Source organism: Shewanella putrefaciens, assembly GCF_016406305.1.
Lineage (GTDB): Bacteria > Pseudomonadota > Gammaproteobacteria > Enterobacterales > Shewanellaceae > Shewanella > Shewanella putrefaciens_C.
Genome location: NZ_CP066369.1, coordinates 655,531 through 679,399, shown reverse-complemented (window position 1 = coordinate 679,399; position 23,869 = coordinate 655,531). Strand labels below are relative to the sequence as shown.

The following is a 23,869-nucleotide window of genomic DNA, read 5'->3' as shown; positions in this document are numbered from 1 at the left end:
CCAGAGTACTTCAGTAAAGTTTAAACACACTTTTGAGTCTCAATAAAAGTAACACGGCTCCTATTACTGGCTGAGCATATGGCAAAAAATGATCATAAGGTTCAAGTCGATAGCACTTTACTCACACTTTAACCTTAAGTTGATATTGGCACTAAACTCAGTAGATAACAATACCGCAACCTGTGTTTACCTCACAGACCCAAGGCAGTGTATCGCCCCTAATATGACACTAGCATGACAAGCGACTTATCACGGGTTCAACAATTTTCTTAGTCGCTCAATTTGTAATCTACCACTCGGGGAATTAGGCTCTAACGAGTGAGAGGGCGATTTAAATATCCCTAGTATTGGTATAACATACGCGCCCTTTGTTAGAGTCCGCCTAGAAATGAGAATTTAAGATGCCGTTCGCCTTAGGTCAACGTTGGATAAGTGATACCGAGTCAGAGCTTGGTTTAGGAACTGTGGTTCAAGTAGAAGGCCGTATGGTCACTGTGTTATTCCCTGCAACGGGTGAGAACCGCATGTTCTCCCGAGCAGAAGCCCCTCTGACACGCGTTATATACAATCCCGGCGATACGGTTGAAAGCCACGAAGGCTGGAGCCTTGCGGTCAGTGAATTGACCGAGAAAGATGGCATAGTGATTTACCACGGCATCCATAGCGAAACGGGTGAACCAGCGACCCTGCGTGAAACCCTGCTAAACCACAATATTCGTTTCAATAAACCCCAAGACCGTTTATTCGCCGGCCAAATTGACCGCCTCGACCGTTTTGGTATGCGTTATCAATGCCAAATGCTGCGCCACAAACTCGCGACCTCAGATCTGCTCGGTCTGCAGGGCCCGCGCGTCGGGCTCATTCCACATCAGATGTGGATTGCCCATGAAGTCGGCCGCCGTTATGCGCCGCGGGTTCTCCTTGCCGATGAAGTCGGCTTAGGCAAAACCATTGAAGCCGGCCTGATTATTCACCAGCAACTACTAACCGGCCGCGCCGAGCGAGTGCTGATCATAGTCCCAGACACCCTACGCCATCAGTGGCTAGTGGAAATGCTGCGCCGCTTTAACCTGCGCTTCTCGGTATTCGATGAGGACCGCTGCGTCGAGGCCTACGCCGACAATGACAACCCGTTCTACACAGAGCAATTAGTGATTTGTTCACTCGAATTACTGCGTAAGAAAAAACGTCTCGATCAAGCCATAGACGCCGACTGGGATCTGTTAGTCGTCGATGAAGCCCACCATTTAGAATGGACTGAAGAGGCGCCGAGCCGCGCCTACCAAGTAGTTGAAGCCTTAAGTGAAGTTGTCCCCGGCGTGTTGCTGTTAACCGCAACGCCGGATCAACTCGGCCATGAGAGCCACTTCGCCCGTTTACGCCTGCTCGATCCGGATCGTTTCTACGATTACGATGCCTTCTTAACCGAAGAACACAGCTACAAAGAAGTGGCCCTTGCCGCCGAAGCCTTAGCGAGCGAGGCAAAATTGCCCGATGCGGCAATCAACAGCTTAACCGAATTACTCAGCGAGAAAGATATAGCGCCGAGCATCCGTTTAATCCAAGCCGACGGTATAGACAGCGAGACCCAGCAGGCCGCCCGTAGTGAATTGTTGCAGGAATTACTCGACCGCCACGGCACTGGCCGCGTGCTTTACCGTAACAGCCGCGCCTCGGTAAAAGGCTTTCCACAGCGCTTTTTTAATCCGCATTCCCAGACCATGCCAGAACAATACCTCACCGCCATGCGCGTGAGCGGTATGATGGGTGGCCATAAAACCTTAGAAGCCAAAGCCGCCCAGGCCCTGAGCCCTGAAAAACTCTATCAAGAATTTGAGGATAACAGTGCCAGTTGGTGGCGCTTCGATCCCCGCGTGGATTGGTTAATCGAGTTCTTAAAATCCCACCGCAGCAAAAAAGTGCTGATCATTGCCAGCGGTGCAGAAACCGCACTAAGCCTAGAGGAAGCCCTACGCACCCGTGAAGGTATTCAAGCGACGGTATTCCACGAGGGCATGTCGATCATCGAGCGCGATAAAGCCGGCGCTTACTTCGCCCAAGAGGAAGGCGGCGCCCAGGCGTTGATCTGCTCTGAAATTGGCTCTGAAGGACGTAACTTCCAATTTGCCAGCCACTTAGTACTGTTCGATCTGCCGCTCAACCCCGATCTATTGGAACAGCGCATCGGTCGTTTAGACCGTATCGGCCAGAAAAATGATATCCAAATTCACTTGCCTTATCTGGTAGATACGGCGCAAGAGCGTCTAATGCAGTGGTATCACCAAGGGCTAAATGCCTTTGAACTGACCTGCCCAAGCGGCCATGTGCTTTACAGTGAATTTGCCGAAGATCTGTTAAACGTGCTTGTGGGTGACGACTGTGACGAGCTGACCAACCTGCTCAACCACACCCAAACCCGCTATAAAGAACTCAAGCATGCCATGGAGCAAGGCCGCGATAAGCTGCTGGAAATCAACTCCCACGGCGGCGAGAAGGCCAAAGCCATTGTCGAGCGTTTAGCCCAGAGTGATCAGGATACCCAACTGATAGGTTCGGTGATTCGTTTATGGGATATTATCGGTGTCGATCAAGAAGATAGAGGCGAAAACTCGATTATTCTGCGTCCGAGTGAGCACATGATGTTCCCAACGTATCCTGGCTTGCCAGAGGATGGCGTGACTGTGACCTTCGACCGCGACACTGCGTTATCTCGCGATGATATTGCGCTGATCACCCAAGAACATCCGTTAGTACAAACGGGTCTAGATTTGATCACAGGCTCAGAAACCGGCACCACTAGCGTGGCGATTCTGAAGAATAAAGCCCTGCCAGCGGGCACCTTATTCTTAGAACTCATCTACATGGCCGATGCATCGGCGCCAAAATCGAGCCAGTTATACCGTTACTTGCCGCCGACACCCGTGCGCATCTTGCTGGATAAAAATGGCAATGACTTATCCGCTAAGGTGGATTACGCCAGTTTCGATAAACAGCTGAGCGCAGTGAATCGCCATATTGGCAGTAAGTTGGTCACGGCGTCACAGCCAATCCTGCACCCCTTATTTGCGAAGGGCGAGGAATATGCCCAGCTCGCGGTGGACGATCTCATTACCCAGGCCCGCGAGAAAATGACCACACAATTAACGGGCGAGTTAGATCGTTTAGAGTCCCTTAAGGCGGTTAACCCCAATATCCGTGAGGAAGAGTTAACCTACCTTCGCAACCAAATGCAGGAACTCACTAACTACCTCGACGATACTCAGCTACAACTCGATGCGATTCGAATGGTATTAGTGAGCCACGTATAACGCGGACGCGCCTTCGATACTCAAGCAAACGCCCAGCCAATAGACTGGGCGTTTGTTTAACTAAAAGATTATACTCAGCCTAAGTGAATTTATAAGACTACACAGGTGGTTATCTATTCTATGGCGCGCATCTTCCCTATTGTATTTGGTCTTTCCCTTAGCCTTATCACTTTACCCTGCCTCAGTGCAGAACCTGAGCCTGAACCAAAGACAGGATCAGCGACAAAGACAGAGCCAGAAACAAAACCAGCGACGCCCACAGTAACGCCTGCCGTAAAGCCCAATAGAAGCTATTTCCCCAGCCAAGAAGTCAAACAAATCACCATAGACAACCAGCCCGTTGAGCTCTTAGTTCGCCCATGGGAGGGCAAACAAAAGCGGGGTGCCAGCATTATTTTACCCGCCACCAATGGCACGGCGGATGCGCCAGGGCTGATAGCCTTTGTGCGGCGCAATATTAATCCCGCGGGTTGGGCGAGTTTGAGCCTCACGCCCCCCACTGAGCCACCGACCCCAAACTTTGCCACCGCAGCAGAGGAAGTCGCCTCCCCAGGCGCGGCACAACTCAGCACGCCATCCAATAAACCCAGCCCCAAAACCCTCCCTGAAAACAGCCGTAAACATTTGCTCGAACAGGAGGACTTTCTCGTTAAAAGCCTGTCTCAACTCGAGACAGTTGGGGCCGATTATCCCGGCAAAAGAGTGTTAATTACCGCCGACCAAAGTGCCGAGCTTTTAATCAGCCTTTTAAGCCAAAAGAAAATTGCCAACCCCGATGTACTGATAGTGATCAATCCCTACAGTGAGGATGAAGAACGCAATCAAGCCTTGGCCGAAAAACTGGCCAAACTCACTATGCCCATTCTGGATATTCAATCACCAGATGGTCACCCCGCATCCCTCAGCACCGCAGAGCAACGTAGAACCTTGGCCGTCACTTTAGAGACACCAAACTACCGCCAATCCCAACTGCTGCTTAATTTAGATAATGAGAGTGCATGGCAGAATTGTTTAAATACTATCAAGGGCTTCGCCGCCCGTATGAGCACAGGTTATTAGACGGCTTATGGCTTGTGGTGGTAACTAAAAAATTATTTATCAAGAAGTGCCCCTACAGGCTCGACGACACTTGATGTAAAAGGATGTACGAATGTCGCGATCACATGGTCAATAATGTTCCAGGCATCATAGTGACATTCCCCATCTCCCTATGGGTCAGATACGAATGAGCGACCATGTCGCCAACGCTCACAGTTGCAACAATGCCAATCTTAACTATCCCTCTAACTACTCGTTCAGCTAAAAAGCTATTGCTCCAAAACGTGCTTCGTAAAGTTTTTAAGTCTACAGGCTACGTCAATGCTAAATAGGTGAGCCAGGGCGATTTGCGAGGCGACCGTCCGCCCCATGACCGCTTTTTGGCATTTATAAATCCTTTCACATCAGACGAGGCCCTGCATCCAAGGGTGGACTAGCACAACATCCTTGTTTAATTGCCAGCTCGCCGTCCATGGTTCTCGTTCATAAACTCAGAACCCTAGGTTTGTAATTCAAAGTGCCGATGAGCGAATGCCATGGCAAGCCTATATGACTGAATATCAGCCCCCAACAACTGAAGTAACAGAACGCTCAGCAGCACTGTTTTTTCAAAAAACATAGACAAGCTTAATGACTATTACTCTCGTTAAGACAACTTTAACCACAACTGCTTGAAGGCGAACTGAAAGCACATTATGTTATTGTTTTGAAATAGATTGCTAAATTGTTTTTAAAACTTGTCAGCTTTCAAATTTTAACACTAAACTCATCAAGCATCGATTGAGTCAAAAACATAAGCCTAGCGGCATGTTCCATTTGGTTAGCTCTCTAGGTTTGGTCTTTACAGGTTGCAATCGGTCTTGGTCTCATAACAAATAAGGATAGGCCGCGCTTTTACAATTGCGTTAGGCCCACACTCTAAGACAGGGAAAGACAGATAATGAAACGAATCCTACTCACGGTCACACTCATTAGTGTGGTCCTTCTGGGCTCTATCTCAAGCTTCGCGTCAGAAATGGTTACAGTAGATAACTTTGTCCGCGCCGAAACCGACATGACCCTCAGCCGCTACGTAAAGCAAGGAGCTTTCGGCAAATTCCTACACATTCGCCAGCCCACTCCCATCGACAAGCAGGACGTGGTTCGAATGAATCTCGATACGCTATATTCGGTCGGAGTATTCGATCTCACCACACCAGTGACTATCATAAAACCAGATCCCAAAGGGCGGTTTCAATCGATGATGGTCATCAACCAAGACCATTCGATGCTGCCTGTCGAGCATAACGCGGGAGAGTTTACATTCACAAAGGAGCAAATTGGATCCCGCTACGCCATAGTCCTTTTTCGCACTTTCGTCGATGCAAATGATCCAGCGGATATTAAGGCTACCAACGCCCTACAGGACAAGATTGTCGTGAAGCAGAAGGCCCCTGGAACATTCGAGATCCCGGATTGGGACGAAGCAACACTCAAGGAGGTCCGTGATGCCATCAAAGTTCTCGCTGCAACCCGCACCAGCGCCAAAGGCATGTTTGGCGACAAAGCGAAACTCAATCCAATCAGTCACCTACTAGGCACTGCCTACGGCTGGGGCGGGAATCCCGAAGAAGCTGCTATGTATGACAACGTTGTGCCGGAAAAAAATGACGGTAAGACGCCCTATGTTGTAACCGTGAAGGATGTGCCTGTCGACGGATTCTGGTCTATTACCGTCTACAACAAGGATGGTTACATGGAGAAAAATGACAAAAACATCAATTCCTACAATAACGTGACCGCACAAAAGAACGCAGATGGAAGCATCACCATTAACTTCGGCGGTGGCCCCAATGCCATTAACAATCTGCCCATCACCCCTAGCTGGAACTACATAGTGCGGATGTATCAGCCGAAGCAGGAGATCATAAATGGGACATGGCGCTTCCCTAAGGCGCAGCTTGCAAAGTGAGGGACTATGTCCCAACCAAGAAAACGACTACATGAACCACCGCCTGAAGGCGGTAAAGGAAAAATAAATGAAAACAATGGCAATAGGTATGATGGCCGCCGTTTTTATGGCGGCAACTCTAACGGGGGCTTACGCTCAGGAACCCTCTACTGTAGAACCCAAGGTGCTTAGCGATGGTGTCGGAGCAAAATCTGGTCGTTTCGACAACATGCATAAGACCCGTTATATCGAAATCTTCCTCGCTCACAAGGATGCAAAGACAGGCAAACTAGCGGCTGAATGCTACAACTCCATGTTAACGACCCAAGGTATCCCATCGTCCAAGGACACAGCGCCACAATTGTCGGTCGAAGGACTCGACTTCGCCAAAATGAAGACAGATTATGGCGTTAACGGCGCATCATTAAATGGACCGAAATTATGGTTACCCGATTGGACCGAGATCGATATGGGAGTAGAGAGGGACTTCAACGGCATAAAGGCCACTTGGGTTGCCCAACTTAATATGGGCGACAACGCTGGTGGTGTTGGAGAAAACACGCCCTACAAGCCCGTAATCATAGCGCGTAAGAGTGGATTGGGTTGGAACAAGGGTACCACTGCGTTGCTCCTTGACGATCCCGAAGGCAACACTTGGATAATGAAAGGATTTCAGGTAGGTCTCAACCCCAAATACACCTACGAGGAATTTGTTGCCGCCGGACAAAGCCAGTTCAAAAAACTTCCAGCAGGCTGGAAATTCAGAGTCAAAACCCTGGAAAAAGATTTAATCGAAACTCCGGAAGGTGGTGTTGCCACAATCATGTCTGACGAGTTCTTTAACGTTTATGACAAGACTGGTCAGGGCATGAGCAACTATAAGCCATAATCGCGTCACAAGGTGGTAAACAGAAGGAAAAGTAATAAAGGCAAACACAGCAGCCATGCTGAATGTCTAGTCAATTAAGGAAATACAGAGAATGACAACCACGATCATAAAAGCAACCACACTGGCACTTGTGCTGTTGGGTGCCATGCCACTGGCCTTTGCCGAACAGGCAAGTGCCCAGCAACCCAAACCAGCAGTTGGTTTGCAGAACCCGTTCCAGGTTCAAGGGGAGAACTGGCGCGGCAAGCCCCATTACGAAGTCCTCATCATGAACCGCGACGCCGAGGGACTTGGCGGGGCAGGCAATTACTACAACTCACTCGGGTTAACCTTTGAGCTTTCCAACGAAAAAATGGATGCGCAATTCAGGGCTCTTGACCCAGATAAGCTGAAGCAGGAATACGGTGGCGATGGGGTTCGTTTCAATGGCCCGAGGCGCTTTTTAGTAAACAGATTCAGCGGAAAAGCCTTTGATGGAGGGAAAAAATTCATGATGGGGCCTATCCCCATGTATGTGTACGGCACCTTTGTCGTTCCTGATTTCGATGCTTTTATCGCTGGCACACAGGCGCCCTACCATGAGTCCGTTTCTAAGCGTTCCAGCACATGGTACTACGACGCCGGAGAGGAAGTGTACGAACTGGTGTCTCCAGAAGGAGCTGTATTCACTATGTTTAGTGCCTCCCAGAAAGTTGACCCCAACAACACCATCGACAAACTGCCGACACTTGGAGAGCGCTTATCGTTACCAGAGGGTTGGAAGTTCAGGGTCCGGACACTTGAGAAGGAGCTAGTCCTTGAGGCCACTTACGACGCTGACCCGCCAAACACTATCGTTCTTGATGAATTAGAGAACAACTACCAGCGTAACCGTAACAACTAAGCTGGACCTATACGCGCTTCTTTCTGATCATTTTTGGTACCGAACAGCAAGAAGCGCAGTTTTAGTTGGGTGTGATGGATTGCCACTTACAGCTCGACAAGTAAACAACGCCTGCAGTTATTAAATATGAGCTTTAATCTTTAAACCATCAAACCCAATCACCAACCCGATTGCCTATCGCGATAGGGTTTATCGGGATCTTTTAACTGCCGCACCGCGGCAATAGTGCGATTTTTACCCAGCAACAGCTTAATTTGGCTTAAGGATTCACGGCTTAATAGGCTACGTAGCGACGCGGTCCAACTCGAGTTAATGCTGAGCTTGATCGCCGCCGCCGCATCGGGGGAAGTTTTACAGAACTGTGCGGCTAATTGTTTGGCAGCCATCATAGGCTGTTCACTTAATTGAGTGACGAGTCCAAGGGATAAGGCCTCTTCGCCGCCCATCACTTTAGCTGTCAAGGTCAACAACATGGCCTGATCCTTGGGCATAATTTGCCTCAGTGTCACCAATCCCGCCATATCGGGTACCAGCCCCCACTTGGCCTCCATAATTGATAACTGACTGTCACGGTTGGCAATACGTATATCTGCACCGAGGGCGATTTGCATTCCTCCCCCAAAACAGCAGCCATCGAGCACTGCAATAACAGGCACAGGTAAACGCTGCCAGCCGAGGGAGACACGCTGTGCAAGATTGGCATTGCCCGGTAACCACTTAAAAAGCAATTTGACCGCTTGCATTGGCGCCGACATCACACTTTTAACATCCAGCCCCGCGCTAAAATTGCCACCAGCACCCGAAAGAATAACCGCACGGATACGGCGATTTTTTTTAATGCTTTTAATGGCCCTATCCAACTGGCTAAACATTAAATAGTTAATTGCATTCATCTTTTCTGGACGATTAAGCAGCACATAGGCAATGCCATCGTCAATAGTCACTTGCACACATTGGTCACTCATGAAATATTCCGTTACTGGTCAGTCCAGATTAAATGTTAACACGTTTGGCATAATTCACTAAAAGATATAACATGAGCGCGAATTTTGACTTTGGTCAAAATATTGTCATTACAGCCAAACATTACAGGGTAACTATGTTAGGCTGTAACGATTAAGCTTAAGAATATTAATAGCTCTTTCAGCAAGATAAGCCGTTCGAGTTCAAAAATTGGTGAGGCAACGTGAGTTCCATAACACCAACATCAAATCGTATCTGCAAGGAATTTAGCAATATAAAATCTGCAGTTTACACGTAGAAAAGATAAATCAGACTTGCCCGAAGCTCACAATTCGTCAGTCAGACTTAAAAAATTAGTGTTATCTTCAATAAATGGGCAAATTAAGGATCACCAGTCAGCATGACAATATCTGTACTCATCTGTGACGATTCCGCCATGGCGCGCAAGCAAATGGCCCGCACCCTGCCCAAAGAGTGGGATGTCGATATTACCTACGCGACCAATGGTGCCGAAGGATTAGATGCCATTCGCGCGGGTAAAGGTGAAGTGGTGTTTCTCGATCTTAATATGCCCGTGATGGACGGTTATGAAGTGCTGCAAACAGTGCAGCAGAACGACCTGCCCGCGCTGATAATTGTGGTTTCGGGCGATATTCAAATCAAAGCCCATGAACGCGTCAAAGCATTAGGCGCCCTAGATTTTATCCAAAAGCCCGTCAGTGCCGATGCCATCAGCAATATTTTGCAGGAATACGGCATCCTCACCCTAGCGCAAAAAGATCTGGCCGATGAAGTGCCGATGATCAAAGTCGATATGCGCGATGCCTGCCAGGAGATAGCCAACGTTGCCATGGGGCGAGCGGCCGATTTATTGGCAAAGTTACTCGATGTGTTTGTCCTGCTTCCCATCCCTAATGTGAATGTGCTTGAGGTCAGTGAATTGACTATGGCGCTCAAAGCAACCGAGGAAAGCTCAACGGTTTCAGCACTTTGCCAAGGTTTTATTGGGGCAGGGATCGCAGGTGAAGCCTTACTGCTATTCCATGATTCTAGCTTTCAAGATATGGCCAAACTCATGGGACTCGCCAATCCAGAAGATAAAAATACCGAGATAGAAGTGCTGATAGATACAGGCAATGTATTGATTGGCGCTTTCCTCAATGGAATATCCGAACAGCTCGATATGAAATTCAGCCAAGCGCACCCCGTGGTGCTTGGCCGCCACTGCACAGTCAACGATCTTATCCACGATAACTCGGAAAAATGGCAACGAACCTTGGCGATGGAGATCAACTATCGAATTGAAAACCATAATATTCAATGTGATCTATTATTGCTTTTCACCGAGGATTCCATCCCCACTCTGAGCTATAAACTCGGCTATTTACTCGATTAACCAGTTGGATTTTACTTTATGTCAAACGACCAAAGCGCAATGAACGAACTACACTGGCTTATCGATATGGTGCAAACCATAGAGGTAGGGTTAGTCGTGCTAGATCGCCATTACAATATCCAACTGTGGAACGGTTTTATGGAGAACCATAGCGGCGTTTCCCCAAATTCGATCAAGGGCCAAAATCTATTTACTCGCTTTCCCGACCTGCCCGCGACTTGGTTAAAGCAGAAAATGGAATCGGTTTTTATGCTTAAAAATCGTGCCTTTATCAGTTGGGAACAAAGGCCCTATGTGTTCCAATTCAAAAACTACCGCCCTATTACTGGTCGCGCCGACTTCATGTATCAAAACGTGACCCTGCTACCGCTGGCCTCCTTAACCGGGCAGATCACCCATATCAGCGTGATTGTGTATGACGTCACCGATATTGCGGTTAACAAATTGCAGCTTAAGGCGGCAAACGAACAACTTGAGCACCTCAGCCAAACCGATGGCTTAACCCAACTGCATAATCGGCGCCACTGGCAACAATGTTTAGAGCATGAATTTGATTTATATGCCCGTTATTCGGGGATGGCGAGTTTAGTCATGATAGACATAGACCACTTTAAAAATATCAATGATACCTATGGCCATCTCGCCGGGGATAAAGTGATCCAACATATCGCCCATCTGCTCAGCCAGTCCCTACGGGAAACCGATTGTGTCGGCCGTTATGGCGGCGAAGAGTTTGCTGTGGTCATGCCTAAAACTAGCGGAGTAGATGCCCTGCATTTTACCGAGCGTTTGCGGGAAAAAATTGCCGATTCAACCGTAGTGTACGATGGGCTCAAAATCAAAGTGACCGTCAGTTTAGGCGTTTGTGAGATAGGTAAACATATCAGCAATAGCTCAGCTTGGATCTCCTGCTCGGATAAGGCGCTATACGAAGCTAAGCAAAAAGGCCGCAATTGTAGTGTTTTGCATACCAGCAACACGAGCCATATCTAAAACCAATCACATTGCTAAAACATACGCCCAATAAAAATGCCCATATAAATGGGCATTTTTATTAAAATCCTGTCGTGACAACAATCAAGAGACTGAACACGAATTAATGCGGGAATCCGTCATCTTCGTCGTCTTCATCCTCATCTTCGTCGCCCATCTCATCACCAACGAAGTAGGTTCCCCAACCGTCGTAATCCACTTTTTGTTTTGCCGCCAGTTGCAGCAATTGCTCGGCAGCTTTATCCAACAGGGCAACATCCAGCTTATGGTGGGCAACCGCATCGAAACAGAAGATCACTGAGCCATCTTCTAGCTCCATTTCCTCTGCATCATTGACTTCGAAACCGAGTTTAAATGCATCCACTGCCGCTTTTTCAAGACGGTCAAAATTAGTGGATGAAAAATGATGCTCAATAATGTATTCCGCATCTGGCTCTGAGCCATCGTCAAGCAGGGCTTGCACTATGTCACGATTCTCGGCAAGTTGGGCTTTTAACTGACTTTCAATAGACATGGATTTGTCTCCGTTAAGGTAAATCTGGCTCAAATTGAGGGTATTATACGTCATCATCCGTAAGAGTTTTACCCATTAATGTTGCCGCTTCTCGATTTATCTCAGCGAATTTTTCCGACATGCTGGCATGGATTTGCGCCGAAAAGGCCTTCACATCCGCCTTATCTAGCCCTGCCGTAGGTACTGGCGCCATCATCTCAATGATAACGACCCCGTTATCCCAACGGTTTAAATTAATATGGCTCTGGCAGGAGGCTAGTACAGGTACCACAGGCACCCCTGCCGCAAAGGCCGTATGAAAGGCGCCCGCTTTAAAGGGTAACAATCCTCGCCCACGTGAGCGCGTGCCTTCGGGGAAAATCCATACCGATAAACTTTTTTGCTTAATTTTTTCGACCGTCTTAGCCATAGTATCGAAGGCGCTATGGCGATTTTTACGATCGATCAAAATATTGCCCGACAGCCAATAAATTTGGCCAAACAAGGGCATCCACGCCAGACTCTTTTTACCTAAGCTCACAGTTCCCTTAGGCACAGCCTTGGTATGGGTGAAAAGATCGAAGTTATTTTGATGATTTGCAAGGAAAATATAAGGGCCGTCCTGTACGTCTTTATGGCGACGTACTATGACTTTGATCCCTAGGATCGGGGCAACGGATGAGAAGATCTTGGCGAACATATGTACATTGTCACGGTGACGCGGCCTCAACAAGCACACTAAGCCACCAAAAATAAAGGCAAGCAACAATGACACCGCCAACAACATAGATCTGACGATTAACAGCACGGCATACTCCGACGATAAAAGTGGCGACAGTATAGCCACCATGGCCTAGGGACTCAATATATTGTTTACATCTGTAAGCTGACTGACTAACACTGCCAACAAAAAGTTCAAACACAACCAATAAAAAGCCCACCGATACGCTAAACCGCCAGCATATCGATAGGCTGTTAATTTCCAACTAGACGTGCTGTTTAGGTAAGACGTCAGTCTCCACTGCTTGGGGTGATACTCGGCTTAACACCAAGCGAAAGACAAAGGCGCTCACGGCCAACGTGGCGACAATCGCCGCGCCGCTAGGCAAATCTAACGTCGCCGATAGAATCAATCCTAAAACATAGCCAAGTAAGCCAACAAGGTAAGCGTAAAATAACCGACCTTTACCGCGGTACTTGTTCAGCGCCAAAGCTGGCAATATCAAGGTACTGAACACCAGATAAACACCGACTAATTCAACCGACAGGGTAATGACCAAGGCAAATAGCAGATAGAACCCAGCCCCATCGAGAATGTTGGGCCGCAGGAATATCGCCAATAGCACCGCCGAATACACCAGTGTTGGCAACACCAATTGCGACCAACTTACCCAGAGGATCTGGCCCGACATCAATTGCTTTAACAGCTCGGCGCCGTGTGGATCATTGGCCAATAGCAGCATAGCTGCCACCGCCGACAACACATAAAAGCAGCCGATCATCGCCTCCAACTCACCCGCCATTCGCTTAGATAACCAAGCGATAAACCCCGCTCCCCCAAGGGCAAACAGGGCTGGCATCCACACATGGGAAAATGGCATATCTTCTAATCTGTGGTCCATATGGGCAACGATGGCGCCTAGGGCTGCAACCTGCGCTATGGCTAAATCGATAAAGATAATGCCACGCTTAAGCACTTGCCTACCGAGTACAATATGTGTCGACAACACTAAGATCCCCGCCGCCAGTGCAGGCAAGAGAATCGACATCAGCTCCAGATCAAACATAGGCGTTATTTCACCCCATTTAAGAGGGAAATAACGCTGTCGTATAGGCTAAAAAGATCTTGGCTACTGTCATTGCCCCCAACGGACATAGGCAACATCACCACGGGTAAGTTTGCCTTTTCACCGAGCCATTTGGCGCCGCGCTCATCCTGATAGGAGGCAACGATAACCGCCAAAATATCGCCCTGTTCGGCGCGGCTCAACAAACTTGCTAAGTGACTACTGGTGGGAGCAAGCCCTGGTTTAGGTTCTAAATCCGCGACTTGCTCAATACCAATCCAATTAAATAGATATTTAAAACTAGAATGGTAGGCGATCACTTTTTTACCCTGTAATCCTTTGGCTTGCTCCTCCCAGCGGGGAATTGCTGCTTGCCAACGGGCGCTAAAATCGGCTAATGACTGTTGATAATCGGCCGCACCCGCAGGGTCAAGCTGCACCATCTTAGCCGTTAACGCTGTCGCGACTTTGAGCAGTCGGGTCGGATCGAAATGCAGATGCGGATTCCCCTTAGCATGCACATCACCCATGCTGCGATCGACACTGGCCAGTTTGTCTAAGGTGTCAATTTGATCGGCGGCAAAAAATAAGCCCTGCTCGGTCGAGCGCACGTTAGCATTCGCCGACTTCATCTGCAGCATAGGCAGCCAACCTATCTCTAGGTCGGCGCCGGCGCAGACCACAAGATCCGCCTGACGCATTTTAGCAATCAAACTGGGTCGCGCCTGCACTTGGTGCGGGTCCTGCAATGCAGTTGTCGCCGAATAGATGTTTGCGCTAGGAGCAAGCTCCTTAGTCAACGCCGCATATTCAGGTTCGCAGGCAAATACATTGAGTTCCGCATGGGCCAAACCAGTGTAAGTGACAGATAGGGCCACTAGGGCCAATTTAACTAAATTAGAATTGATGCGCACCGTGGGCCCCCAGAGACATAATGTATTGGATAGTAAAGATGTTATCGTCTTCAATCCCATCAAAATTGGTACCTTTTTGATGGGTATACTGGAAACGAACCGTCGAGAAATGGCTAGAGTGCCACGCCAGAGTGGCCTCTGACTCCTTCAACTTTTGCCCATGGAAATGATCTCCATGGAGTTCCTGGGTATCGACCTCACCATAACGCACCCCAGCGGACCAACTCGGGGTAAATTGATACACACCGCTCAAATACCAACCCTGGTGATAATCTTTACTCGGCGCATCCTCGGGATGTAATTCAGTGGGAGTAAAATCACTGACACGGAAGTATTCACCGCTCAGGGTTAAATTTTGATACTTGTAATTACCATTGGGCGCCCACTTATAAACAAAATCGGCACCATAGGTATTTTTACCCGTATAAGATGCCGCGTGGCTATGATCATGGCCTTCCTCCGCGGCTTCTTCTTCGTGAACTTCGCCCTCTTCATGGGCTGTCACTTGGCCATTTTCGTTACGTAGGTAACTTAGGCCCGCCTGCCATGAACTGTTATCGCCGATATCGCCACCGATTTTTGAATATAAGGTATAAACCCCAACCGTCTCAAATTCACGCTCACCATGTTCATCGGCCGCACGTAAACTGTCGCCCTTAAAGGCTTCGATACCCATAGTCCAATAGAGATCCGTTGGGGCAACATAATTTAAACGCACCCCATCATCAAAGTAATGGCCGCCTAGAAACGCTCGGTAGGCGATAGGACGATCGGTAAAGGCATCTGTATGTAAATGTTGATTATTGAGGTAACCAATATCCGATAGAAAACGGCCGCCACGGATAGAAAACCCCGCCGGCATCGCCATAGTTTGGATAAAGGCTTCCTCAAGATTCAGCTCGGTCTCACCGTCATGGCTTTCCACCACTGCGGTGACTTTGCCATAGAACATATCGTCAATGTTGGCGCTCAGCGCCAGCTCGGTTTCGCCTAAACCAAAACCATCTGTGGTCTCGGCTAAGGGACGCTCGCCCGTTTGATAATAGCCATTTAAAACGGCACTGATCGCAGGATTAGTCAGGCTCGAATCTTCCGCTAAGAGTGTCGGCGAAACTAAAGCGCACGCCAAAGCCACCAAAGAAATTCGGGTATTTAACACAGTCATGATATCTCCAAAATACAACTAGCACTCGATGACCGATATAAAGCCATCAAGAAATACAATAAGTTAAAATATTTAAGTTGATTTAGAGACTAAAAGGAGGCGCACGACTGCGGTAAACACTAAGGTGTTTTGAAATGAAGGAAGGTAAATTAAATTCGACCACATCGAACTGCTGCACAGCTAAATTAAGCGTCAGCGGTTGGGTCAATAAAATCTTGTTGAGTTGGTGCTGATGGAAGCAGAGCGTACAGTGGGTCTGCGCGCCATCGTCAAGGTGGGTCACACTATGGGCTGAGGCGGCAAAAGACAGCACGACCAATACGGCAGCGAGCCATATTGAGATAGTGCGTCTTATGTGACTTTGAAGTCTCACCTAGTCGTTCCCACAGTTAAAAAGTACGTAAGTTTATGCCAGGCCCCAGGCAAGTTGCAATAAGGTAATCGCCCCACAATAGGTTACAAGATATTTACCTTTGATGCAGTTATAGATAAAACAGATGAAAAACAAGGCTTAGGCTAGCTAAAAAGAGGATTTAAGATTAGCTTAAGTCAGGATAACTATAGTGTGCTGAGTCTTTATGCAGGCGAAGATCCACAAGGTTCGCTTGGCATTATTCCCCTGTCCATCTATCAAAAGGTAACCCAAATGCTAGCATTTTTTCGTGAAAACTTAGGGCTAATCTTAGGTATAGTGATTTTCGGCGCCTTGATTTTGGGCGGTATTTATTATGTTGAACATTCATTAGAGAGCCAAGAGCAAGTCGTGCAATAACCACTCTTTGCCTGCCCACAGAGCCCATGTCCTTGGGCTCTAATGCTTTAAAGTGCCTAACGGTATTTCTGCCGCTGCTCACTATCATCGACCTTTTCCGGCGCTTCTATCGTAATCACTTGATCCATAAAGTGACTTACAAACAACAGCATTAAAGAAAAAATCATCACAGGAATTAAAAAGTGCCTGACCGATGCATCAAAGTAGCTGTAAAGCCCAGTGAAGAGGCTCAAATAAAATCCGAGTAATTTAAGTTTAGCGAGCGTAGGACTACGCCCAAGCCAAGCCGCACAATGGGGACATTGAACTTGTGCATGGAAACCCTTCCCCCGCTGATGGCTGATTTCACTCACTTTAATATACTGGTTGCAATGGGAGCACAACATAACACTAGGATTCCTAAATAAAGGGGCCTAAGTTTACCAGATCCCAGCGCAGCCCAAACGTTCAAATTCATCTCAAAAAGTAAAAAGACATTCACCAGCCCACAGCGCGAACACTTTATGGAAGGAGAAATTTTACAGCTCGCGGGTGAACTCCTATGATATATCTACCGATTTTTATCAAAGATAAAACCTATGCGCCGCTCAATTAGTTTGCTACTCGCACTCAGCGTTTCCCTATTTAGTATCAGTACCCACAGCTTCGCCGAGGACGCAGGTTCTGCTGTCACCGAGGCAAGTACAACATCCAGCACAGTACAGGCCGAATTAAATGCCCTACAAGGGGCGATCAATACCGATGTTAATCGCCTTAAACAAGTCAAAGGCGAGCTTAAAACCATCGCCGAATACCGCATAAAAAACAAAGCGTTACTCATAAGAAATCAGATTAAATCCCTGCTTGAAACATCGCCATTAGACACTGCATTTCTATTACCTCTCATCCAAGAGCAGTTGCAATACATTCAAAGGATAGACACTTATCTCGACAACAACATTGAAAGCCTGTCCCAACAATTAGGCTCAAGCAACGATGACGCCATTCTGCTCGAGATCTCAATACGCGAGCTAGAAAAGGATGAGTACTACAAACAACAACTTGAAACACTCGACTGGTTAGCCCAAGTGGGCCAAGACGTGACGACCACAAAAACAGCATTAACCCAACTCTTGCTACGCCGTGCAGATACCTTTGAGAGTCTGGTGACTTACACCCAGCAGCAACTGCAAACGGCGGTCACTGCCGCGACGAATGCGGGTAAAGATGTCACTTCGGCTCAAACTAGCCGAGTACAGGCCCTAAAAGATCGCCTTGCGAAAAACAGTCAAAGCTTAAATGTTCAAATTGATTTACTCGATACCCTAGGACAGGATACCGCCATCCTCAAAAAGACTTTATTTAGTATTTCAGGGGATATTACTCAAGATGTTTTAAGCTTTGACGTTGCCTCAAGCCTAATAGAACAATGGCTAGATACGGCAAAGGTGCAATCGATTGACCATGGCCCCACCTTGGTCTTTAAGTTATTTGTGTTCTGCTTGATTTTGTTTATTGCCAGCCTTGCTGGAAAGTTAACCAAGAAAATTGTTGAAAATACAGTTAACAATTCCAAGTTAAATTTCAGCAAGTTACTGCAAGACTTTTTTACCTCACTCTCTGGCAAGGCGGTATTCACCATAGGTGTACTTATCGCGCTGTCACAGCTTGGGATCGAACTTGGCCCCTTACTCGCGGGCTTTGGTATCGCCGGTGTGATTATTGGTTTCGCCCTGCAAGATACCCTATCGAATTTCGCCTCGGGCATGATGATTCTGATCTATCGCCCCTACGATGTGGGGGATTTAATTAATGCGGCAGGAGTCACTGGGCGTGTTAGCCATATGAGTCTGGTATCAACAACCATTAAAACATTGGATAACCAACGGCTAATCATTCCCAACAACAAGATTTGGGGCGATACCATCAACAACATTACTGTCGAGCATCAACGCCGCGTGGACATGACCTTTGGGATCAGCTATAGCGATAATATAGAACACGCCGAAGCCATTCTAAAATCCATAGTCGAAGCCCATCCTAAGGTTCAACCTATGCCAGCCCCATTGATTAAATTGCATTTGTTAGGTGAATCCTCGGTCGACTTTATTGTTCGTCCCTGGGCAAAACCTGAGGATTACTGGGACGTGTATTGGGATATCACCCGTGAAGTCAAACTGCGTTTCGATGCCGAGGGCATTAGCATTCCGTTCCCACAACGGGATGTGCATATCCATCAAGCGGTAAAATAGGGCTAGAAAAACTTACCCTTATCAGCTTCATCGCAGGATAAAGTGATCTACGATTCTTTAGATCAAGGGCAGGATAGTTCGCTATCCTGCCCTTAAGTTCAGCTTAACGACAAGGTCAGTCAGAGACGTTAACCTAATCCAATGATCTCACCCTCTTCATCGATATCGATCTTTAAGTAACCCGGCGTGATCCCAAGTCCTGGCATAGTCATTACATTGCCCACCAGTGCCGTAATAAATCCCGCCCCCGCATTCAAACTTAAGGCTCGAATAGGCACGATAAAGCCCTTGGGCACCCCTTTTAGCGTAGGTTCGTGGCTTATCGACAGTGGTGTTTTGGCAACACAGACAGGTAAATGCCCATAACCCAATGCATTCAGTTGCTGCAACTGCTGCTTGGCCTCATTGGAGAGACTGACACCCAATGCGCCATAACCGACCTCGGCTAAGGTGGATAATTTAGCCTCTAATGATACTTGCTCTGAATACAACGGCTTGAATTGACTTTCAGTTTCAGCGGCTTGGACCACAGTTTGCGCGAGGGCAATAGCACCGGCTTCGCCCTTGGCAAAGGCATCGCTTATCTCACAACCGAAGGCCTGAGTATGACTCACGGCCTCAGTCAACCACTGCAGCTCGGCATCCGTATCGGTAGCAAAACGGTTAATGGCTACCACTACCGGAATACCATATCGAGCCACATTGTTGATATGCCAGTTTAAATTAGCAAATCCCGCCTCGAGACGAGTTTGATCGGGCGCATTGATATCCATCTCAGACTCCACACAGCTGTTGGCTTTGAGAGCCTTTAGGGTGGTCACTAACACCGCCGCACTCGGCACCTGCCCCGACTGGCGCACTTTGATATTACAGAATTTCTCAAAGCCCATATCGGAACCGAACCCGCCTTCGGTGACCACAAAATCGGCCAGTTTTAAGGCGATATCATCGGCAATAATCGATGAATTACCATGGGCAATATTGGCAAATGGCCCAGCGTGGATAAGGCATGGCGCCCCATTGAGGGTCTGCATTAGAGTCGGTTTAATGGCATCGGCCATAATCGACGCCATAGCACCTGCAACGCCTAAATCATCGGCGCTGATCACTTCCCCCTGCCGATTGAGCGCCAATACTAAGCGACCGATACGAGCACGCATATCCGCTAAGTTTTGACTAAGGGCCAGAATGGCCATCAACTCGGAGGCGGCGCTAATGTCAAAGCGTGATGCATATTCGGGCCCATTGTTTTCCCCCAACCCCACCTGGATTTGCCGCAGGCAGCGATCATTATGATCGACCACCCTATGCCAGCGGATCTCACTGGGATCTATATCCAAAAATGTCAGCCCAGACTGTGCCTCAAATTCGGTTTTGCCTAAGCGTGACTCGTGAAACAGCCGCGCGGCAATGGCTGCAGCACCTAGATTGTGGGCACTCCCTACGGCATGAATGTCCCCGGTGAGGTGTAAATTCAGCTCCTGCATTGGCACCACTTGTGCGTAACCACCACCGGCTGCGCCGCCTTTCACCCCAAATACCGGCCCCATACTCGGCTGGCGAATACAGGCGCAGGCCCTTTTACCTATGGCCTTAAGCGATTGAGTTAAGCCAATACTGGTCACAGTTTTACCTTCACCATAGGGCGTAGGAGTGAGGGCCGTGACGATAATCAGCTTACCCTTACTCTGCCCGGCTAGTCGCCGCTGCACACATAAATCGACCTTAGCTTTTGTGTTGCCGACTAAGGTCATTTCTTCGGGTAATAAGCCAAACTCGACACCCAATTCTGCGATGTTTTTTAAACTTGCACGGCCTGAAATAGCCATATCGGTCAGCATGGGTGATTTCTCCCTCGAAGGTATTCTGGGTTAGTATGAGTGTTCAATATCAACATAAGCCGATTGAATACCACAGATATTAGGTGATGAGAAAGCGATAGAAAGGGTTAATGAGCGATTCCTTAATCTGCATCAAACAAATCGACTTACAGCATTTACACTGCAAAAAACACCTTCCCAAAAGAGGAACAACATGTACGAGTCCCATTTAACTTTTTCTGAATTTGTTGCTGGATTTTGGCGAATGGCAAGTTGGCAGATGACGCCAGTACAACGGCTTAAGCTAATTGAGCAATACCTAGATTTGGGTGTAACTACGATGGACCATGCCGATATTTATGGTCAATACCAGTGTGAAGCCTTATTTGGCGAAGCCTTAACCCTTAAACCCGCGCTGCGTGGGCAAATGCAAATCGTCAGTAAATGCGGTATCAAACCCGCCTTTGACTGTCGACCGAGCCGTTACGTCAACCACTATGACACTTCTTACGCGCATATTATTGCCAGCGTTGAACAATCCTTAACGCAACTGAATACCGATTATCTCGATCTGCTGCTTATCCACAGACCCGATCCATTGATGGATGCGGATGCGGTCGCAGAGGCCTTTGCACACTTAAAACAGACAGGTAAAGTGCGTCACTTTGGGGTGTCTAACTTTACGGTGTCACAATTTTCATTGCTGCAATCGAGGCTCGACGCCCCTTTAGTGACCAATCAAGTGGAGATATCGCCGCTGGAAATGAGCCACTTAGCCGATGGCACCTTAGATCTCTGCCAAGAACGGCGTATCAGACCTATGGCTTGGTCATGTCTGGGTGGGGGAAACATCTTTAAGAATACCAATCCGCAGGCCGTGCGCTTGCAGCAAACATTAGCCGTCATTGCCGACGAAGTGAATGCCCAAGACATTAGCCAAGTGATCTATGCTTGGGTGCGCATGTTGCCAAGTAAGCCTGTGCCCATCATAGGCAGTGGTAATATTGAACGGATTAAGAGTGCCGTGGCATCGAGCCATATTCAGCTCGATCGTCAGCAGTGGTTTAGCATCTGGCAAGCTGCGACAGGCCACAGCGTACCTTAACAGGGTTTCAATGGGATTAGGTTGAACTATACGGGGGAACAATCACGCCGTTCACAACGCCGTGATTGTTATCTCTAGTGATCCTAAGATGCGGGACCCCGTGGAAATTTAAAACTGCACATCACCACTTAAATGGGGGCGACGGCCTTTGCTATCCCGTAATTCAAAGACCCAGCGTTCGGCATTCTTTTCATAGGCAAATCCCACTTCAGCCGGCATTAAAAGTGGTAATTTAAAAGCCACATCCACCACGAAGGGGCGCTCGCCAATCTCGGGCATTAATTCCGCTAAACAGCGGGCCTTAGACCACATGCCATGGGCTAGCACTCGGTCGAAACCAAAGCGCTTGGAGAGCACAGGGTGTAAATGGATCAGGTTATAGTCACCGGAGGCTTTGGCATAGCGACGGCCAAGATCTTCACTGAGTTCCCAGCACTGCGGTGCATCCCACGCCATTTCAAGCGCCTTAGGTGGACGCACTCGGCGACCCGCGGTTTCGATACGATATAAATAGGTCGAGAGCGATTCCCACACTAACTCTTCCCCGACAAACACCTTTGAAACAAACTCAAATTCCAACCCTGAATCTGTCTCACGGCTCGTTGTGAGTGCGCATTCTAAGGAGAACTTCTCGTCGACCCTAGTAGGGCGATACACTTGGATGCGGTTTTTAAGGTGGATCATGCCCAGTAATGGAAAGGTAATGCCATCGTGGGTAAAAATGACCGCATGTAGGCGAAAGGCCATGATATAAAGGTAAGTCGGCGGAAGGACTTTACCATCAAACTGGAAGCCGCAAACTTGGGCATATTGGCTGACGCTCGCTTCAGACACAGTCACATTAGGCGCAGTGACTTTAATATGAGGTAGAGGCTGTTGGTCCCAACCTGGTTTGCGTCCAAAAAAGATCTTGCGATAAAGAGAAAACAGCGACGGCATCGCGTTCAATTCAACACAATATGCATTATTCAAGTCTGAGTACCTTTTAATTAACTATCCCTCGGCGCCGATAGCCAGAAATCCCCCGTACAGATGACTAACATCCGCTAAATCAAACTGATCACGAGTGTAAAACAGGCAAAACTACGTCTTAAAAAGGGCTGATGCTGACTCTCCGAATGGACAGCTAAAGCGAAAACGGCGAGATTATACCCCAGAGCACTCAGTTCTGTGTATCCCTAAGTTTAGTAGGATTATTTACTACAAATAAAATCAATTAGTTATAATTTAATGATACAAAAATACTGAAATTATTTTGAGCTTCCCCCCTCCAGATGTGCGAAAATTTTACGCCTGTGCCACACTATCGCCCCACACTCTTTAACTTAGTTCACACGTGCAAGATAAGAATTTTGATAAGCTCGCGCAAAAATTCGCGAAAAATATATACGGTACTCCTAAGGGGGAAATCCGTGCCGCCGTATTATGGCGTGACCTCTCCCCCGCTTTGGCCCAATTGGGCGATAAAAAACTGCGCATTTTAGATGCGGGCGGCGGCTTTGGTTACTTTAGCCAAAAGCTGGCACGCCTTGGCCATGAAGTCGTGCTATGCGATATCTCCGCCGAAATGCTTGCGCAGGCACAGGAGCAAATCTCAGCCTCACCCCTTCCCTTAAATATCACCCTAGTCCATGCCCCGATCCAAGATTTGTCCGTGGAACAACATGGGGTATTCGACCTTATCCTCTGCCATGCCGTTGTCGAGTGGCTTGTCGATGCCAAAGCCACAATGGAAGGTCTATTGACAATGCTCAGACCTAATGGTCTGTTCTCGTTGATGTTTTACAATAGGGAAGCCATGCGTTTTCACGCCTTAGTCTCGGGGAATTTTGACTATGTGGCCGCCGATCTCAAAGTGAAGAAAAAGGTGCGCCTGACCCCCACCCATCCACTTTATATCCATGAGGTCAAACAATGGTTTAGCGAGTGGGATATGGCACTAGTGACTCAATCTGGGGTGCGGGTGATCCACGACTATTTGAAAAAGAACCAAGCGGCGGATTTTGACTATCAAAAGCTACTCACCATGGAGCTCCAATACTCACAGCGCGAGCCCTATATTTCACTCGGCCGCTATGTACACTTTTTAGGGCAGAGCTCGGCAACAACAGGCGTTAATAGGCAAACCCCTATCTCAAATACCTTGGAAGATTAGCGCACCAGACAGGCCCAGACTATTGGG

The 23,869-nt window shown here is 48.0% G+C and carries 21 protein-coding genes; 11 read left to right on the top strand and 10 right to left on the bottom strand.

Translation table 11 applies throughout. The features are described from left to right. The first annotated feature begins 401 nt into the window (after positions 1 to 401). The 5 genes from rapA to JFT56_RS03015 all read left to right on the top strand — a co-directional run bounded on the left by rapA (position 402) and on the right by JFT56_RS03015 (position 8,048). Positions 402 to 3,308 carry an RNA polymerase-associated protein RapA gene (rapA, locus tag JFT56_RS03035; RefSeq protein WP_198782249.1) on the top strand — a complete coding sequence of 969 codons (2,907 nt, stop codon included), beginning with the start codon at positions 402 to 404 and terminating at the stop codon, positions 3,306 to 3,308. A gap of 120 nt (positions 3,309 to 3,428) precedes the next feature. Next, a complete protein-coding gene (locus tag JFT56_RS03030) occupies positions 3,429 to 4,367 on the top strand; it encodes a DUF3530 family protein (RefSeq protein WP_198782248.1) in 939 nt (312 codons plus the stop codon). Between the two features lie 919 nt (positions 4,368 to 5,286). Further along, positions 5,287 to 6,297, top strand: a complete 1,011-nt coding sequence (locus tag JFT56_RS03025; protein ID WP_198782247.1) for a DUF1214 domain-containing protein — start codon at positions 5,287 to 5,289, stop codon at positions 6,295 to 6,297. Positions 6,298 to 6,364: 67 nt separating this feature from the next. Next, entirely contained in the window at positions 6,365 to 7,165 is an 801-nt protein-coding gene (locus JFT56_RS03020) for a hypothetical protein (RefSeq protein ID WP_198782246.1), read from the top strand. A gap of 91 nt (positions 7,166 to 7,256) precedes the next feature. Beyond that, positions 7,257 to 8,048 (top strand): hypothetical protein, encoded by a 792-nt coding sequence (locus JFT56_RS03015; protein ID WP_198782245.1) that lies wholly within the window; start codon positions 7,257 to 7,259, stop codon positions 8,046 to 8,048. A 158-nt stretch (positions 8,049 to 8,206) separates the two neighbouring features. On the opposite strand, the gene JFT56_RS03010 is transcribed toward JFT56_RS03015, so the two are convergent. Beyond that, positions 8,207 to 9,013, bottom strand: coding sequence for a crotonase/enoyl-CoA hydratase family protein (locus JFT56_RS03010; RefSeq protein ID WP_198782244.1), 807 nt, complete (start codon positions 9,011 to 9,013; stop codon positions 8,207 to 8,209). 398 nt (positions 9,014 to 9,411) lie between these two features. Between JFT56_RS03010 and JFT56_RS03005 the strand changes: the two genes are divergently transcribed. Both JFT56_RS03005 and JFT56_RS03000 read left to right on the top strand, forming a co-directional pair. Continuing rightward, positions 9,412 to 10,407 (top strand): response regulator, encoded by a 996-nt coding sequence (locus JFT56_RS03005; RefSeq protein ID WP_198782243.1) that lies wholly within the window; start codon positions 9,412 to 9,414, stop codon positions 10,405 to 10,407. An 18-nt stretch (positions 10,408 to 10,425) separates the two neighbouring features. Then, positions 10,426 to 11,400 carry a sensor domain-containing diguanylate cyclase gene (locus JFT56_RS03000; RefSeq protein ID WP_198782242.1) on the top strand — a complete coding sequence of 325 codons (975 nt, stop codon included), beginning with the start codon at positions 10,426 to 10,428 and terminating at the stop codon, positions 11,398 to 11,400. A 103-nt stretch (positions 11,401 to 11,503) separates the two neighbouring features. Here JFT56_RS03000 and rraB read toward each other — a convergent pair whose 3' ends face one another. The 6 genes from rraB to JFT56_RS02970 all read right to left on the bottom strand — a co-directional run bounded on the left by rraB (position 11,504) and on the right by JFT56_RS02970 (position 16,132). Continuing rightward, complete coding sequence (gene rraB, locus JFT56_RS02995) at positions 11,504 to 11,914, bottom strand: ribonuclease E inhibitor RraB (protein ID WP_198782241.1); 411 nt, start codon at positions 11,912 to 11,914, stop codon at positions 11,504 to 11,506. A gap of 43 nt (positions 11,915 to 11,957) precedes the next feature. Beyond that, positions 11,958 to 12,701, bottom strand: a complete 744-nt coding sequence (locus JFT56_RS02990; RefSeq protein WP_198782240.1) for a 1-acylglycerol-3-phosphate O-acyltransferase — start codon at positions 12,699 to 12,701, stop codon at positions 11,958 to 11,960. A 178-nt stretch (positions 12,702 to 12,879) separates the two neighbouring features. Further along, entirely contained in the window at positions 12,880 to 13,680 is an 801-nt protein-coding gene (locus JFT56_RS02985; protein WP_198782239.1) for a metal ABC transporter permease, read from the bottom strand. Positions 13,681 to 13,685: 5 nt separating this feature from the next. Further along, positions 13,686 to 14,594, bottom strand: coding sequence for a metal ABC transporter solute-binding protein, Zn/Mn family (locus JFT56_RS02980; RefSeq protein ID WP_198782238.1), 909 nt, complete (start codon positions 14,592 to 14,594; stop codon positions 13,686 to 13,688). After that, positions 14,578 to 15,759 carry a hypothetical protein gene (locus JFT56_RS02975; RefSeq protein ID WP_198782237.1) on the bottom strand — a complete coding sequence of 394 codons (1,182 nt, stop codon included), beginning with the start codon at positions 15,757 to 15,759 and terminating at the stop codon, positions 14,578 to 14,580. Before JFT56_RS02975 ends, JFT56_RS02980 begins: the two co-directional genes overlap by 17 nt. 82 nt (positions 15,760 to 15,841) lie before the next feature. Further along, on the bottom strand, positions 15,842 to 16,132 hold the full coding sequence (locus tag JFT56_RS02970) for an ABC-type zinc uptake system zinc chaperone (RefSeq protein ID WP_198782236.1): 291 nt from the start codon (positions 16,130 to 16,132) through the stop codon (positions 15,842 to 15,844). 192 nt (positions 16,133 to 16,324) lie between these two features. Between JFT56_RS02970 and JFT56_RS02965 the strand changes: the two genes are divergently transcribed. Continuing rightward, positions 16,325 to 16,531, top strand: a complete 207-nt coding sequence (locus tag JFT56_RS02965; RefSeq protein WP_198783662.1) for a hypothetical protein — start codon at positions 16,325 to 16,327, stop codon at positions 16,529 to 16,531. A gap of 56 nt (positions 16,532 to 16,587) precedes the next feature. On the opposite strand, the gene JFT56_RS02960 is transcribed toward JFT56_RS02965, so the two are convergent. Continuing rightward, a complete protein-coding gene (locus tag JFT56_RS02960) occupies positions 16,588 to 16,917 on the bottom strand; it encodes a hypothetical protein (RefSeq protein ID WP_198782235.1) in 330 nt (109 codons plus the stop codon). 192 nt (positions 16,918 to 17,109) lie between these two features. On the opposite strand from JFT56_RS02960, the gene JFT56_RS02955 reads away from it, so the two are divergent. Beyond that, the gene (locus JFT56_RS02955) at positions 17,110 to 18,762 is read left to right on the top strand and encodes a mechanosensitive ion channel domain-containing protein (protein ID WP_198782234.1); all 1,653 of its coding nucleotides are present in this window, start codon (positions 17,110 to 17,112) and stop codon (positions 18,760 to 18,762) included. Between the two features lie 128 nt (positions 18,763 to 18,890). Here the strand turns inward: JFT56_RS02955 and JFT56_RS02950 are convergent, their stop codons facing one another. Continuing rightward, on the bottom strand, positions 18,891 to 20,603 hold the full coding sequence (locus JFT56_RS02950; RefSeq protein ID WP_198782233.1) for a formate--tetrahydrofolate ligase: 1,713 nt from the start codon (positions 20,601 to 20,603) through the stop codon (positions 18,891 to 18,893). 193 nt (positions 20,604 to 20,796) lie between these two features. Here JFT56_RS02950 and JFT56_RS02945 point away from each other — a divergent pair, with 193 nt between their 5' ends. Next, a complete protein-coding gene (locus tag JFT56_RS02945) occupies positions 20,797 to 21,687 on the top strand; it encodes an aldo/keto reductase (protein WP_198782232.1) in 891 nt (296 codons plus the stop codon). A 108-nt stretch (positions 21,688 to 21,795) separates the two neighbouring features. Here JFT56_RS02945 and JFT56_RS02940 read toward each other — a convergent pair whose 3' ends face one another. Next, positions 21,796 to 22,626 (bottom strand): MaoC/PaaZ C-terminal domain-containing protein, encoded by an 831-nt coding sequence (locus JFT56_RS02940; protein WP_198783485.1) that lies wholly within the window; start codon positions 22,624 to 22,626, stop codon positions 21,796 to 21,798. A gap of 397 nt (positions 22,627 to 23,023) precedes the next feature. On the opposite strand from JFT56_RS02940, the gene JFT56_RS02935 reads away from it, so the two are divergent. Continuing rightward, positions 23,024 to 23,842 (top strand): methyltransferase domain-containing protein, encoded by an 819-nt coding sequence (locus JFT56_RS02935; protein WP_198782231.1) that lies wholly within the window; start codon positions 23,024 to 23,026, stop codon positions 23,840 to 23,842. The last annotated feature ends 27 nt before the right edge of the window (positions 23,843 to 23,869 follow it).

What these genes read in the sequence shown, in the direction of transcription:
- rapA (WP_198782249.1), top strand. Translation starts at nt 402, where the DNA reads ATGCCGTTCGCCTTAGGTCAACGTTGGATAAGTGATACCGAGTCAGAG.
- JFT56_RS03030 (WP_198782248.1), top strand. Translation starts at nt 3,429, where the DNA reads ATGGCGCGCATCTTCCCTATTGTATTTGGTCTTTCCCTTAGCCTTATC.
- JFT56_RS03025 (WP_198782247.1), top strand. Translation starts at nt 5,287, where the DNA reads ATGAAACGAATCCTACTCACGGTCACACTCATTAGTGTGGTCCTTCTG.
- JFT56_RS03020 (WP_198782246.1), top strand. Translation starts at nt 6,365, where the DNA reads ATGAAAACAATGGCAATAGGTATGATGGCCGCCGTTTTTATGGCGGCA.
- JFT56_RS03015 (WP_198782245.1), top strand. Translation starts at nt 7,257, where the DNA reads ATGACAACCACGATCATAAAAGCAACCACACTGGCACTTGTGCTGTTG.
- JFT56_RS03010 (WP_198782244.1), bottom strand. Translation starts at nt 9,013, where the DNA reads ATGAGTGACCAATGTGTGCAAGTGACTATTGACGATGGCATTGCCTAT.
- JFT56_RS03005 (WP_198782243.1), top strand. Translation starts at nt 9,412, where the DNA reads ATGACAATATCTGTACTCATCTGTGACGATTCCGCCATGGCGCGCAAG.
- JFT56_RS03000 (WP_198782242.1), top strand. Translation starts at nt 10,426, where the DNA reads ATGTCAAACGACCAAAGCGCAATGAACGAACTACACTGGCTTATCGAT.
- rraB (WP_198782241.1), bottom strand. Translation starts at nt 11,914, where the DNA reads ATGTCTATTGAAAGTCAGTTAAAAGCCCAACTTGCCGAGAATCGTGAC.
- JFT56_RS02985 (WP_198782239.1), bottom strand. Translation starts at nt 13,680, where the DNA reads ATGTTTGATCTGGAGCTGATGTCGATTCTCTTGCCTGCACTGGCGGCG.
- JFT56_RS02975 (WP_198782237.1), bottom strand. Translation starts at nt 15,759, where the DNA reads ATGACTGTGTTAAATACCCGAATTTCTTTGGTGGCTTTGGCGTGCGCT.
- JFT56_RS02960 (WP_198782235.1), bottom strand. Translation starts at nt 16,917, where the DNA reads ATGTTGTGCTCCCATTGCAACCAGTATATTAAAGTGAGTGAAATCAGC.
- JFT56_RS02955 (WP_198782234.1), top strand. Translation starts at nt 17,110, where the DNA reads ATGCGCCGCTCAATTAGTTTGCTACTCGCACTCAGCGTTTCCCTATTT.
- JFT56_RS02950 (WP_198782233.1), bottom strand. Translation starts at nt 20,603, where the DNA reads ATGCTGACCGATATGGCTATTTCAGGCCGTGCAAGTTTAAAAAACATC.
- JFT56_RS02945 (WP_198782232.1), top strand. Translation starts at nt 20,797, where the DNA reads ATGTACGAGTCCCATTTAACTTTTTCTGAATTTGTTGCTGGATTTTGG.
- JFT56_RS02940 (WP_198783485.1), bottom strand. Translation starts at nt 22,626, where the DNA reads ATGCCGTCGCTGTTTTCTCTTTATCGCAAGATCTTTTTTGGACGCAAA.